General features: G+C 66.4%; 12 protein-coding genes. 11 read left to right on the top strand and 1 reads right to left on the bottom strand.

Translation table 11 applies throughout. The features are described 5' to 3' along the window. Position 1: 1 nt before the first annotated feature. The 5 genes from ACLB6G_RS02125 (at position 2) to ACLB6G_RS02105 (ending at position 5,515) form a co-directional block, all read left to right on the top strand. The gene (locus ACLB6G_RS02125) at positions 2 to 808 is read left to right on the top strand and encodes an HAD-IIB family hydrolase (protein ID WP_410354454.1); all 807 of its coding nucleotides are present in this window, start codon (positions 2 to 4) and stop codon (positions 806 to 808) included. A gap of 15 nt (positions 809 to 823) precedes the next feature. Beyond that, positions 824 to 2,362 (top strand): xylulokinase, encoded by a 1,539-nt coding sequence (locus ACLB6G_RS02120; protein ID WP_410354453.1) that lies wholly within the window; start codon positions 824 to 826, stop codon positions 2,360 to 2,362. After that, positions 2,359 to 3,411, top strand: a complete 1,053-nt coding sequence (locus tag ACLB6G_RS02115) for a glycerol-3-phosphate dehydrogenase (RefSeq protein ID WP_410354452.1) — start codon at positions 2,359 to 2,361, stop codon at positions 3,409 to 3,411. The genes ACLB6G_RS02120 and ACLB6G_RS02115 overlap by 4 nt, the downstream gene beginning before the upstream one ends. Positions 3,412 to 3,481: 70 nt before the next feature. Further along, entirely contained in the window at positions 3,482 to 4,156 is a 675-nt protein-coding gene (locus ACLB6G_RS02110; protein WP_410354451.1) for a class II aldolase/adducin family protein, read from the top strand. Positions 4,157 to 4,255: 99 nt separating this feature from the next. Beyond that, a complete protein-coding gene (locus tag ACLB6G_RS02105; RefSeq protein ID WP_410354450.1) occupies positions 4,256 to 5,515 on the top strand; it encodes a glycerate kinase type-2 family protein in 1,260 nt (419 codons plus the stop codon). 20 nt (positions 5,516 to 5,535) lie between these two features. Here ACLB6G_RS02105 and ACLB6G_RS02100 read toward each other — a convergent pair whose 3' ends face one another. Next, positions 5,536 to 6,009, bottom strand: coding sequence for a gluconokinase (locus ACLB6G_RS02100; protein WP_410355151.1), 474 nt, complete (start codon positions 6,007 to 6,009; stop codon positions 5,536 to 5,538). 284 nt (positions 6,010 to 6,293) lie between these two features. Here ACLB6G_RS02100 and gndA point away from each other — a divergent pair, with 284 nt between their 5' ends. The 6 genes from gndA to ACLB6G_RS02070 all read left to right on the top strand — a co-directional run bounded on the left by gndA (position 6,294) and on the right by ACLB6G_RS02070 (position 12,971). Further along, a complete protein-coding gene (gndA, locus tag ACLB6G_RS02095) occupies positions 6,294 to 7,709 on the top strand; it encodes an NADP-dependent phosphogluconate dehydrogenase (protein WP_410354449.1) in 1,416 nt (471 codons plus the stop codon). 38 nt (positions 7,710 to 7,747) lie between these two features. Then, the gene (locus ACLB6G_RS02090; RefSeq protein ID WP_410354448.1) at positions 7,748 to 8,626 is read left to right on the top strand and encodes a LysR family transcriptional regulator; all 879 of its coding nucleotides are present in this window, start codon (positions 7,748 to 7,750) and stop codon (positions 8,624 to 8,626) included. Between the two features lie 153 nt (positions 8,627 to 8,779). Beyond that, complete coding sequence (gene ugpB / locus ACLB6G_RS02085) at positions 8,780 to 10,093, top strand: sn-glycerol-3-phosphate ABC transporter substrate-binding protein UgpB (RefSeq protein ID WP_410354447.1); 1,314 nt, start codon at positions 8,780 to 8,782, stop codon at positions 10,091 to 10,093. 72 nt (positions 10,094 to 10,165) lie between these two features. After that, entirely contained in the window at positions 10,166 to 11,047 is an 882-nt protein-coding gene (gene ugpA, locus ACLB6G_RS02080; RefSeq protein WP_410354446.1) for a sn-glycerol-3-phosphate ABC transporter permease UgpA, read from the top strand. Positions 11,048 to 11,079: 32 nt separating this feature from the next. Continuing rightward, positions 11,080 to 11,916, top strand: a complete 837-nt coding sequence (ugpE, locus tag ACLB6G_RS02075; protein WP_410355150.1) for a sn-glycerol-3-phosphate ABC transporter permease UgpE — start codon at positions 11,080 to 11,082, stop codon at positions 11,914 to 11,916. A gap of 2 nt (positions 11,917 to 11,918) precedes the next feature. Beyond that, on the top strand, positions 11,919 to 12,971 hold the full coding sequence (locus ACLB6G_RS02070) for a sn-glycerol-3-phosphate import ATP-binding protein UgpC (RefSeq protein ID WP_410354445.1): 1,053 nt from the start codon (positions 11,919 to 11,921) through the stop codon (positions 12,969 to 12,971). Positions 12,972 to 12,992 lie beyond the last annotated feature (21 nt).

Here is a 12,992-nt window from a genome sequence, read left to right as displayed (position 1 = left end):
CATGCGGCCGATTGCCGACATGCCGGACGAAACCGCGGCTGGCATCACGACTGTCTTCACCGACATCGACGACACCGTGACCACGGAAGGCCGCCTGCATGCCAGCGCATACCAGGCGCTGGAAGACCTGTACGAGGCCGGCATCGCGGTCGCACCCATCACCGGGCGTCCGGCCGGGTGGTGCGACATGATCGCCCGCTTCTGGCCGGTGGCTGGTGTCGTCGGCGAGAACGGCGCCTTCTACTATGCCTATGACCACGCCGCCCGGAAGATGATCCGCAAGGCCCACCCCGCCGTCGAGGCCCATCTGGCCAACCCGGCCCGGTTCGATCGCATCCGCGAGCGGGTCGCAAGCGAGGTGCCGGGCGCCGCGATCTCCGCCGACCAGCCCTTCCGCCTCGCCGATCTCGCCATCGATTTCCGCGAGGATGTCGATCCGCTGCCCGAAAGGGTCGTGGCGCGCATCAAGGCGATCTTCGAGGAAGAGGGCGCCGTCGCCAAGGTGTCATCCATCCATGTGAACGGCTGGTTCGGCGACTACGACAAGCTGACCATGGCGCGCACCTTCGCCGCCGATATCCTCGGTCTCGATGTGGCCGCGCGCAATGACGAGATCGTCTTTGTCGGCGACAGCCCCAACGACCAGCCCATGTTCGGCTTTTTCGCCAATGCCTGCGGCGTGGCCAATATGCGCGATTTCGAGGGACAGATCACCATGCCGCCCAAATGGGTGGCGTCCGGCAAGGGCGGCGCCGGCTTCCGCGAGATCGCGGACCGCTTGCTGGCGGCACGCAAGGGGCGCGGATAGGGAAGGGCAAATGTCATGAGCGATCTTGTCGTCGGTATCGATTCCTCGACAACGGCCACGAAGGCCATCGCCTGGACGCCGGATGGCAAGGCGGTGGCCGAGGGCCGGGCGGAAATCCGGCTGTTCAGTCCGCGGCCCAATCATTACGAGCAGGATCCGGGTGATTGGTGGTCCTCGACCAGGACCGCGCTGGCACAGGTCACGGCCGCGGTCGATCCCGCGCGCATCAAGGCCGTGGCCGTCAGCAACCAGCGCGAGACGCTCGGCATCTTCCGCCGCGACGGATCGCCCGTGCGCCCGGCCATGGTCTGGCTGGACGACCGCGCCCGCCCGCTGGTCGACGAACTGGCTTCCGCGCTTGGCGCCGACCCGGACGGAACGCCCGCCATCCACCGCATCTCCGGCAAGCCCGTGGACGTGATCCCGGCGGTCAACCGCATCTACTGGATGCTGCGCAACGAACCGGACCTGCATGCCGCAACCGATGTCTTTTCCGATGTCCACGGTTACCTCACCTTCCGCCTGACCGGCCGCTGGGCGACGAGCTGGGCAAGCGCCGATCCGCTCGGCCTGTTCGACCTGGAGGCAAAACGATGGTCGCCGCAGATCATGGCGGCCGCCGGCGTCGACGCTGACCGCCTGCCGCAACCCGAACGTCCCGGCACGGTGCTCGGCTTCATCGGCAAGGCGGTCGCGGCCGAAACCGGCCTGCCGGAAGGCACGCCCGTCGTCGCCGGTGGCGGCGACGGCCAGCTTGCCGGGCTCGGATGCGCCGCGCTGACGCCGGACACCGCCTACCTGAACATCGGCACGGCACTGGTATCCGGCATATACGGCAAGGCCTTCCTCAACCGGCCGGCCTGGCGCACCATGGGCGGCCCGACCGGCGAGGGCTACTATTACGAGGCCTGCGTGCGCGCCGGCACCTTCACCGTGAACTGGTTTCTCGACACGCTGTGCGCCGGCGAATCCGGAACGCCGGGCGAAATCCTGGCACGCCTGGAGCGCGAATGCGCCGACATCCCCATCGGCTCCCAGGGCCTGCTCATGGTGCCCTACTGGCAGGGGGTGATGTCGCCTTACTGGGACTCCGCGGCGCGGGGCGTCTATGTGGGCCTGTCCGGCGCCCATTCCCGCGCCCACATGTTCCGCGCGCTGATGGAGGGCCTCGCACTGGAACTGCGCCTGTCCGCCTCGGCCGCCGAAGACGCCCTCGGGCAGAAGGTGGAGCGCTACGTCGCCATTGGCGGCGGCGCGGCTTCCACCCTGTGGAGGCAGATTTTCGCCGATGTCACCGGCAAGAGCGTCCAGCGGTCCGAGACCGTCGAGGCCTCGTCGCTCGGCGCGGCCATCTGCGCGGCGGTGGCTGCGGGCTGGTATCCGGATTTCCGGGAAGCCGCCGCCGCGATGACCGGGAAGATCGTTGCCGTGTCCGATCCGGACCCTGTCGCCCGGGCGCGTTATGACGAACTCTATGGCGTCTACGAAGGTCTCTACGAACGGCTGAAGCCGGTTTATGCGGGCCTTGACCGCTTCGTGGGAGCCGGCGCGTGACACGGGTCGTCATCCTCGGCGCCGGTGTCATGGGGACGGCCTTCGCGACGCCGCTCTCCGACAATGGCATGACGGTCGACCTCGTCGGCACCCATCTCGACGGGGATCTCGTCGCCGCCATGCAGGCGACCCGCGTCCACCCCCGGCTCAAGGCGGAGATCGGTGAGAACGTCACGCCTCTGCCGGTCAGCGAACTGGCTGCCACCCTGGCACGGCCGCCCGATCTTGTCGTCGTGGGCGTGTCCACGCCCGGTATCGGCTGGGCCATCGACCGCCTGGCCGGGGCCATGACCGGCACGCCGCCCGTCCTGCTGCTCACCAAGGGCATCGCCGGGACCGCGGACCGGGTGGAAACCCTGCCCGAACTGGTCTGCCGGGAACTGGAACGCATGGGTGTCGCGCATGGCCCGGTCGGTGCGGTTGGCGGTCCGTGTATCGCGGGCGAACTGGCCGTTCGCCGGCAAACCTCTGCCATTGTCGGCTTCACGGATGCGGCGCTCGCCGCCATGTGGGCGGGCGCCATGTCGACGGACTACTATCACCTCGCCCATGGCGGCGATCTGGCGGGGCTGGAAATCTGCGCGGCGCTGAAGAATTTCTACGCCATCGGCGTGTCGGTCCCGTCCGGCCGCCTGGCGTCGCAACCGGCGGCCAATGGCGCCGGGCTGAACAACGAGACGGCAAGCCTGTTCAACCAGGCGGTCACGGAACTGGCCCGCATCGTCGCCGTGTCCGGCGGCGATCCGGCCACGGCCTTTGGCCTTGCCGGCCTTGGCGACCTGCATGTCACGACGCAGGCCGGCCGCAACAGCCGGCTTGGCCGGCTGCTCGGCGAGGGACTGACCTATGCGGAGGCCATGGATGGCCCGCTGAAGGGCGAGACGGTGGAGGGCACGCTGGTCGCTGCCTCGCTCAAGGCACCGCTCGCCGCGCTCGACCGCGCCGGCATCTTGCCTGCCGCACAGGTGCCGCTTGCCAATGCCATCGTCGCCGCGGTCACGCGGGGCGAGCCGTTGCATGTGGCGCTCGATACCTATCACCGGACCTGACGAAGGTTCGTCTGCACGCCTTGTCCCGGCCGGACCGGCCGGGACGCAGGAAATACGGAAACAGGAAAACATGACGCATTCCGACGAAGACACTGCCATCCGCCAGTCGATCATCGACCATTGCCTGGGCATGAATGCCAGCGGCCTGAACCACGGCACCGCCGGCAATATTTCCGTGCGACGCGACGATCACATGCTGATCACGCCAAGCGCCACGCCCTATGAGGACATGACGCCCGACATGATCGCGGCCATGCCGCTGGAGCGCGATTACGGAAGCTGGGACGGTCCGCTCAAGCCTTCGACCGAATGGCGATTCCACCTCGACATCATGCGTGCCAGGCCCGACGTCAACGCCATCGTGCACACCCATGCGCCCTATTGCACGACGCTGGCGCTGGCGCGCAGGGAAATCCCGGCCGGCCATTACATGATCGCCGCTTTCGGCGGGTCCACCATCCGCTGCTCCGGCTATGCCCGCTATGGCACCAAGGAATTGTCGGATGAGGCGGTGAAGGCGCTGGAAGGGCGCAATGGCTGCCTGCTGGCCAATCACGGCATGATCGCTGTCGGCCCGTCGCTGGAAAAGGCAATGTGGCTGGCCGTCGAACTGGAAATGCTGGCGCGGCTCTACTGGCAGGCATTGCAGATCGGCGGCCCGGTGGTCCTCACAGACGAGCAGATCGCCGAGACCATGGCCGGCTTTTCCAGCTACGGCCTGCAGGACAAGCCCGCAAGGCACTGAGAGGAACACGCGCCAGCGGATTTTGCTTCGCCGCTCCACCGGGGCGGCGAAATGGTCTAACCTGCCGGTCCCGAACAATGCGAAAACGGTGCCGGCGCCTTGGAAAATCCGAAAGCCTTCCTGACCTCGCTCTTTGACGCAGCCGTGGCCGCCGCCGATCCGGCCCTCGTCGTGCCGGGCAACCTGCCCGCCGCGCCGCGCGCCCGGACCGTGGTCGTCGGCGCCGGCAAGGGCGCCGCGCAGCTTGCCGCCGCGCTTGAAAGGGCCTGGGACGGACCGCTGTCAGGCGCGGTTGTGACGCGCTACGGCTATGCCGTGCCCTGCGAGCGCATCGATGTGCTCGAAGCCGCCCATCCGGTGCCCGACGAAGCCGGGCTGGAAGCATCGGCCCGCCTTATGCGCGAAGTGCAAGGGCTGACGCCCGACGACCTGGTCATCGCGCTGGTGTGCGGCGGCGGTTCCGCCCTCCTGCCCGCCCCGCCCGAGGGTTTCTCGCTGGACGACGAGATCGCGCTGAACCGGGCCCTGCTCGAATGCGGTGCGCCGATCACCGCCATGAACGCGGTGCGCAAGCATTTCTCGCGCATCAAGGGCGGACGGCTGGCCAAGGCCGCCGCGCCGGCCAGATGCGTTTCGCTTGTCGTCTCCGACATTCCGGGCGACGATCCCGCTCAGGTGGCTTCCGGCCCCACCGTCCCGGACAGGAGCGGACGGGAAGAGGCCCTGCGGATCATCGAACGTTACCGTCTCGCGCTTCCCGCCGGCGTGGTGGATTTCATTGCAAGCGACGCGTCGGCCTGCCCCGATCCGGGTGATCCGGATTTCCGTGACGACGAGGTCAGGGTGATAGCCTCGGCCGGCGTATCCCTCGAAGCAGCCGCCGAAAGGGCGCGGTCGCACGGCTTCGAAGCCGTCATCCTCTCCGATGCCATCGAGGGCGAGGCCCGCGAGGCCGGCCTTTTCCATGCGGCGCTGGCCCGCGAGGTGGCCTTGCGCAACCGCCCCTTCGAGAAGCCGGTCTTCATCCTGTCCGGCGGCGAGACGACCGTCACCCTTCGCGGCAAGGGCAAGGGCGGCCGCAACAGCGAATTCCTGCTGTCCTTTGCCCAGGCGATCGAAGGCGTGGACGGCATTTTCGCCCTTGCGGCCGATACCGACGGCATCGACGGTTCGCAGGACAATGCGGGCGCCTTCTGTTCCGGCAATTCGATGGCGCGGCTGCGTGATCTCGGCCTCGATCCCCGGGCCATGCTGGACGCCAACGATGCCTGGTCGGCCTTCCATGCGCTGGACGACCTCTTCGTTCCCGGTCCGACCGGCACCAATGTCAACGACTTCCGTGCCATCCTCGTGGTCTGACGCGGAGAGGCCGGAGCGCTTCAGCCGGCCAGTTGCCGGGCAAGGCCTGCAATCGTGGCCTCGAGCGGCGCGGCAATGTCCACCGTGATGGCGTTTTCGTCCGGTTGCGGCGGCTCCAGCGCGGCGAACTGGCTGTCGAGCAGCGATTCCGGCATGAAGTGGCCTTGGCGGGCGCGCATCCGCTCGCCGATCAGCGCGCGGCTTCCCGCGAGATGAACGAACAGCGTGTCCTTGCCGGAAGCGGCCCGGATTCGGTCGCGATAGGCTTTCTTCAGCGCCGAACAGCCGATGATGACCGGCCCGGCAGTATCGCGCAGCGTTCCTCCGACGGCATCGAGCCAGGGCCAGCGGTCGTCGTCGGAAAGCGGGATGCCACGCGACATCTTGCCGATATTGGCCGGGGGATGAAGGCTGTCCCCGTCGATGAACGGAAAACCGGTCGCCGCGGCGAGCATCTCGCCCACTGTGGTCTTGCCGCTGCCGGCCACGCCCATGATGACGATTTTCCTGTCCACGGGTATCGGCTTTCCTTGTAGCGAGAGGCAGGGCCGAAGCCCGTGAATGCGGCCGCCGGGGGCGCGCGGGCGCGCCCTCACGCTGCCTTGGCGATCTACCGGCTCCGCGCCACGACGTCAATTCGGCCGGCTTTGTCATCCCATGGCGCCGTGGTCACGCGCCTACCGTCGGCGCGCCGATGATGGTATCAGACCTTCAATGGCGGCACGAACGCCGCGACGGAGACATTCCGTCACGATCAAAAAGACAAGAGACGCGCCCGATGAACGACACCGCAGAAATCGGCCTGATCGGCCTGGGAACCATGGGCGCGGCGCTCGCGCTGAACATCGCCGAAAAGGGACATCGCATCGCGGTGTTCAACCGGACCGCCGCGCGCACCGGCGAATTCGTGGCCGGCGCCGGCGCCTTGGCCTCCCGGATCGTGCCCTCGACCGATCTGGAGGCCTTCGTCGCGTCCATCGCCCGCCCGCGCAAGATCATCCTCATGGTCCCGGCCGGTGCGCCGGTGGACGAGCAGATCGCCATCCTCGAACCGATGCTCGGCGAGGGCGACATCATCATCGATTGCGGCAACGCCAACTTCGCCGATACCAACCGCCGGGCCGCCATGGCGGAAACGAAGCCATGGCGCTTCCTGGGCGTCGGCGTTTCGGGCGGCGAGGAGGGCGCGCGCCATGGCCCCTCGATGATGGCCGGCGGCGACAGGGCCGTGTGGGACGAGGCCGCCGCAATCTTCATGGCTATCGCCGCCAGGCATACCGACGGCACGCCCTGCGCAGGCTTCATGGGCGAGGGGGGTGCGGGACATTTCGTCAAGATGGTCCACAACGGCATCGAATATGCCGACATGCAGATGATCGCCGAGATTTACGGATTGCTGCGCGACGGTCACGGCTGGAATGCCGGGCAGGTGGCCGGTCTGTTCGCCCGGTGGAATGAAGGACCGTTGCGATCCTATCTCGTCGAAATCACCGCCCATGTCGCCCGGGCGTCCGATCCGGAGTCCGGCGCGCCACTGCTCGACGTGATCGTCGACCAGGCCGGCCAGAAAGGCACCGGCCGCTGGACGGTGATCGAAGCCCAGCACCTGGGCACGCCGGTGCCGGTGATCGAGGGCGCCGTGGCCGCGCGCAACATGTCCGCCGCGGCCGCGCTTCGCCGGTCCGGCGAGGACCGGTTCGGCCGCGCCGCCCGTCCCTTCCCGGGCGAGGCCCGGACGGAAGAACTGGAAAGGGCGCTGATCGCCGGCAAGATCCTGTGCTATGCGCAGGGCTTCGCCATGCTCGACCGCGCCGCGGCCGATTACGGCTGGGCGCTGCCCATGGCCGACATTGCCCGCGTCTGGCGTGCCGGCTGCATCATCCGCTCCGCCATGCTGGACGACATGGCGACCGCGCTGGAGGAACGGCCGGAAAACCTCGTCTTCGCCCCGCGCTTCGCGGACCTTCTGACCGGCACGGCGGACAGCCTGCGTGCGGTCGTTGGCGCGGCGGTGTCCAACGGCCATCCGGTTCCGAGCCTGGGTGCCGGTCTTGCCTGGTTCGACCAGTTGCGCCAGGCGCGTTCGACGGCCAACCTGATCCAGGGCCAGCGGGACTATTTCGGCCGTCACGGTTTCCATGTCGAAGGCCGCGAGGGTGTGCGCCATGGCCCTTGGGCGGACGGGGAAGGCTGAGGCCGCCCCGATGGCATGAACGAGGGAACCCGGCGCCCATGATCGACAAGCTCGAACTGTTCATGCTCCTTGCCCGTGAACGTCATTTCGGCCGCGCCGCCGAGGCGGCCAACATTTCCCAGCCGACGCTCTCCTCCGCGATCAAGCAACTGGAGAGCCAGCTTGGCGTGCCGCTCGTCAAGCGCGGTGCGCGCTACCAGAGCCTGACGCCGGAAGGTGAGCGCGTGCTGGAATGGGCGCGCCGGATCGTCGCCGACTGCCGCGCCATGAGCGAGGAGATGCGCGCGGCCCGCACGGGCATTGCCGGCAAGATCCGGCTTGCGGTCATCCCCACCGCACTGGCGACCATGGCCGGCCTGACGACGGAATTCAGCCGCGCCCATCCGGCGGTCAGCTTCACCGTCCTGTCCCGCACCTCGGCCGAGATCCTGCACATGGTCAGCCATCTGGAGGCCGATATCGGAATCACCTACCTGGACAACGAGCCGCTGGGCGACGTGGTGTCGGTCCCGCTCTATGAAGAGCGTTATTGTTTCGTCACGGCTGATGCGCAGGCTTTCCCGGATCGAGACCGCATTGCCTGGGCCGAACTGGACGGGCAGCCGCTCTGCCTGCTGACGCCGGACATGCAGAACCGGCGCATCGTCAACCGCCATCTCGACATGGCCGGTGCCGAGATCCGTGCCGTGCTGGAGACCGATTCGATCATCGCCCTGGTTGCCCATGTCGCCGCCGGCCCGTGGTCGGGCATCCTGCCCGAAAGGATCGCCGCCATGTTCACCGGGGGCGGCGGCATCCGCGCCATCCCGCTGACCAGCCCTGAAGGCGCCCAGATCGTTGGCGCCGTCGCATCGCAACAGGAATTGCGCCCGCCCGCCATCGCCGCTTTCCTGCAACATCTGGCGCGCAGGCATTGATCCATCCATGCATCGCGGAGTAGCTTAGCCGGCGAGAAATTGCCGCCTGCTCTGTTTTTGAGCGATGGCTATCATATGCCTGTAGCATTTCTCGCGCATGGGAAGAGCGACCGCGCAAAGCGTGGCGAATGCACATCCAAAGGGAGACGCTTCATGAAACGAACTGTCCTTGGCGCCTTGTCCGCCGCTACCGTCCTGTTGTCGCCGGCCGCCGCGCTGGCCGAAACGGAAATCCAGTTCTGGCACGCCTTCACCGGCCGCCTCGGCGATCTCGTCGCCGCGCAGGTCGAGCAGTTCAATACCAGCCAGGACGCCTACAAGGTGGTCGCCTCCCACAAGGGCAATTATTCCGAAACCCTGAACGCCGGCATCGCGGCCTTCCGCGCAGGCGAGCAGCCGCACATCCTGATGGTGTTCGAGGTGGGTACCGCCACGATGATGGGCGCCAAGGGCGCCGTCAAGCCGGTCTACGAGGTCATGGAGGAAGCCGGCGCCACCTTCGATCCCGATGCCTATATCGGCTCGGTCAAGGGCTACTACACCACCTCCGATGGCAGGATGCTGTCGCTGCCCTTCAATTCCTCGACGCCGGTCCTCTGGGTCAACAGGGATGCGCTGAAGGCCGCGGGCGTGGATCCGGACGTCGACCTTTCGACCTGGGAAAAGGTCGGCGAGGTGCTCGACAAGGTCAAGGCATCGGGCTCCACCTGCCCCATGACCACCGCCTGGCAGAGCTGGATTCACCTGGAAAACCTGTCCGCCTATCATGATGTTCCCTTCGCCACGAAGGAAAACGGCTTTGCCGGTTTTGACACCGAACTGGCTTTCAACGGGCCCCTGCAGGTCAAGCACATCCAGACGATGGGCGACTGGGCGAAGGACGGCAAGTTCATCTATGCCGGCCGCCGCAACGAGGGTGGCGCGAATTTCCGCGCCGGCGAATGCGCGCTCTTCACCGAGAGTTCGGCCGGATATGCCGGCATCAAGTCGGAAGCCAAGTTCGATTTCGGCGTGCGCCCGCTTCCCTATTGGGAAGGCGTGGAAGGCGCGCCGCAGAACACCATCATCGGCGGCGCGTCGCTCTGGGTCATGACCGGTCATGAAGCCGATGAATACAAGGGCGTGGCGGAGTTCCTGAACTTCCTCTCCTCCACCGACGTCCAGGCCAAGTGGCACCAGGACACCGGCTACCTGCCGATCACGAAGGCAGCCGGCGACAAGACGCGTGCGGACGGCTTCTACGAGGCCAATCCGGGCACCGACATCGCCGTCATCCAGATGACCGCAAAGGAGCCGACCGCCAATTCCAAGGGTCTGCGCCTCGGTTCCTTCGACCAGATCCGCACCATCATCGACGAGGAACTGGAAGCGGTGTGGTCCGGCAACAAGTCGGCCGAGGAAGCGCTGAACACCGCCGTCGAGCGCGGCAACCAGCTTCTGCGCCGCTTCGAGCAGGCAAACCGCTAGGCGGCTTTCCGAAAGGCACCGGCGGCGGATCAACCGCCGCCGGTTCCGTCATTGGCAGGCGAGGGGCATGGCATGGAAAAACGGGTGACGTTCAAGGGCTGGTTGCTGCCGCTCGCCCTTGTCTTTCCGCAGGCGCTGATCTCGGCGGTCTTCTTCTTCTATCCCGCCGGCCAGGCCATCTGGCAGTCGATGTTCATCCCCGATCCCTTCGGCCTGTCGTCGCAATTCGTCGGCCTGGGCAATTTCGAATTCCTCTTGTCGGACCCTTACTACCGGTCCTCCTTCGTCACCACCGCGATCTTCTCCACGCTCGTCACGCTGGTCTCCATGGTTCCGGCGCTGTTCCTCGCCGTGCTCGCAGACCGGCTGGTCAAGGGGTCGGGCACCTATCGCACGCTCCTGATCTGGCCCTATGCCGTTGCCCCGGCGGTTGCCGGCGTGCTCTGGCTGTTCATGTTCAACACCCGGGTCGGCGTCGTCTCCTGGTATCTGGGCCAGCTCGGCTACGACTGGAACCATGTGCTCAATCCCAATGAGGCCATGGGCCTTGTCGTCGTCGCCTCCGCCTGGGGGCGGATCAGCTACAATTTCCTGTTCTTCTATGCCGCGCTGCAGGCCGTTCCGCGCTCGCTTATCGAGGCGGCGGCCATCGACGGCGCGCGCTTCTGGCGCCGCTTCTTCACCATCGTGCTCCCCATGCTGTCGCCGACCACCTTCTTCCTGCTGGTCGTCAACATCGTCTATGCCTTCTTCGAGACCTTCGGCGTCATTCACACCATCACCTCCGGCGGCCCGCAGCAGGCGACCACCATCCTGGTCTACAAGGTCTATGCCGACGGTTTTGTCGGCCAGGATCTCGGCTCCTCCGCCGCCCAGTCCGTCATCCTCCTGGTCGTCGTCGGCGCGCTGACCGTGATCCAGTTCCGTTTCATCGAGCGAAGGGTGCATTACTGATGGCGCGCACACCCTCAAGCGATACAGGCGGCATGGTCGAGAAACGCGGTCACGCGCTCTGGCTGAGCCATGTGCTGATGGTCCTCGGCATCCTTGTCGTCTTCTTTCCCATCTGGCTCGCCTTCGTGGCCTCCACCGTGACCCAGCCGGAAATCGTCAGTCCGCCCATGCCGGTGCTGCCCGGGCCGCATTTCTGGGAAAACTACAGCCGCGCGCTCTTTTCCGGCGTCAACGTGCCGGTCGCGACCATGATGCTCAACTCGCTCGTCATGGCGGTGGGCATTGCTGTCGGCAAGATCGTCATCTCGCTGCTTTCGGCCTTTGCCATCGTCTATTTCCGCTTCCCCTTCCGCAACGCCTTCTTCTGGATGATCTTCCTGACGCTGATGCTGCCCGTCGAGGTGCGCATCGTGCCGACCTACGAGGTGATCGCGGGCTTCGGCATGCTCAATTCCTATTCCGGCCTGATCTTTCCGCTCATCGCCTCGGCCACGGCGACCTTCCTGTTCCGGCAATTCTTCCTGACCATCCCTGACGAACTGGCCGAGGCGGCGCGTGTGGATGGCGCCCGGCCCATGCGCTTCTTCATCGACATCGTCGTGCCCATGAGCCGCACCAACATCGCGGCATTGTTTGTCATCCTCTTCATCTACGGCTGGAACCAGTATCTCTGGCCGCTGCTCATCACCACCGATCCGTCGATGAACACCATCGTCATGGGCATCAAGCAGATGTTCCCCTCCGGCGACGACACCGCCGACTGGCCGGTCATCATGGCAACCTCCATCCTGGCGATGATTCCGCCGGTCTTCGTCGTGGTGTCGATGCAGAAACTGTTCATCCGCGGCCTTGTCGAAAGCGAGAAGTGACGATGGCGACCGTCAGCCTGAAGAATGTGAAGAAGCGTTTCGGCCCGACCGAGGTCATCCACGGCGTCAGCGCCGATATCGCGGACGGCGAATTCATCGTCATCGTCGGCCCGTCCGGCTGCGGCAAGTCCACGCTGCTGCGCATGGTCGCGGGCCTTGAAACCGTGTCGGAGGGCGTCGTCGAGATCGATGGCGAGCGGGTCAACGAGAAGGAACCGATGGACCGGGACATCGCCATGGTGTTCCAGAACTACGCGCTCTATCCGCACATGTCGGTGCGCCAGAACATGGCCTACAGCCTGAAGATCGCCGGCATGGACAAGGCCGAAATCGAGCGCAAGGTGGCCGATGCCGCCCGCCTGCTGCAGCTTGAACCCTATCTGGACCGCAAGCCGAAGCAACTGTCCGGCGGGCAGCGCCAGCGCGTGGCCATGGGCCGTGCCATCGTGCGTGAACCGTCGGTGTTCCTGTTCGACGAGCCGCTGTCCAACCTCGATGCCAAGCTGCGCGTGCAGATGCGCCTGGAAATCCGCCAGTTGCAGGCCAAGCTCGGCGTCACGGCCCTCTATGTCACCCACGACCAAGTGGAAGCCATGACCATGGCCGACCGCATGATCGTGATGAATGCCGGCCGCGCCGAACAGATCGGCACGCCGCTGGAGGTCTATGAGCGTCCCGCCACGCTGTTCGCCGCCCAGTTCATCGGCAGCCCGGCGATGAACATCGTTTCCGGCACGCTGCGCGCGGGCAGGGCGGTCTTGCCGGGCGGGGCGGAGATCGCCTGCGCCACGCACCATGAAGGCCCGGCTTCGGTGGGCATCCGGCCCGAGAATCTCCATGCGGGCGATGACGGGCCGCTGGACATGACGGTGGACATTGCCGAACCGCTTGGCGCCACCACCCTGCTCCATGGCAAGCTGACCGGAACGGATGAGGACTTTACGGCCAGCCTTCCCGGGGTCCACCGGCTGGAGGCAGGGACACGCCTGCGCCTGTCTGTGCCACCGGACGCCGTTCACCTCTTCGACAGCAAGACCGGCCGGCGCATCGATTGATGGCGGCACTGGAGAAGTGAA

Origin of the sequence: Zhengella sedimenti (assembly GCF_046506625.1) — a bacterium.
Taxonomy (GTDB): domain Bacteria; phylum Pseudomonadota; class Alphaproteobacteria; order Rhizobiales; family Rhizobiaceae; genus Zhengella; species Zhengella sedimenti.
Note: the sequence above shows the minus strand (reverse complement) of the source record. Positions and strands in the feature narration are given on the sequence as shown.

Bases quoted from the DNA above. Each gene is read 5' to 3' on its own strand.
- ugpA (WP_410354446.1), top strand. From the start codon at position 10,166: ATGGAAAAACGGGTGACGTTCAAGGGCTGGTTGCTGCCGCTCGCCCTT.
- ACLB6G_RS02125 (WP_410354454.1), top strand. From the start codon at position 2: ATGCGGCCGATTGCCGACATGCCGGACGAAACCGCGGCTGGCATCACG.
- ACLB6G_RS02070 (WP_410354445.1), top strand. From the start codon at position 11,919: ATGGCGACCGTCAGCCTGAAGAATGTGAAGAAGCGTTTCGGCCCGACC.
- ACLB6G_RS02120 (WP_410354453.1), top strand. From the start codon at position 824: ATGAGCGATCTTGTCGTCGGTATCGATTCCTCGACAACGGCCACGAAG.
- ugpB (WP_410354447.1), top strand. From the start codon at position 8,780: ATGAAACGAACTGTCCTTGGCGCCTTGTCCGCCGCTACCGTCCTGTTG.
- ACLB6G_RS02100 (WP_410355151.1), bottom strand. From the start codon at position 6,009: ATGGGCGTGGCCGGCAGCGGCAAGACCACAGTGGGCGAGATGCTCGCC.
- ACLB6G_RS02110 (WP_410354451.1), top strand. From the start codon at position 3,482: ATGACGCATTCCGACGAAGACACTGCCATCCGCCAGTCGATCATCGAC.
- ACLB6G_RS02090 (WP_410354448.1), top strand. From the start codon at position 7,748: ATGATCGACAAGCTCGAACTGTTCATGCTCCTTGCCCGTGAACGTCAT.
- ugpE (WP_410355150.1), top strand. From the start codon at position 11,080: ATGGTCGAGAAACGCGGTCACGCGCTCTGGCTGAGCCATGTGCTGATG.
- gndA (WP_410354449.1), top strand. From the start codon at position 6,294: ATGAACGACACCGCAGAAATCGGCCTGATCGGCCTGGGAACCATGGGC.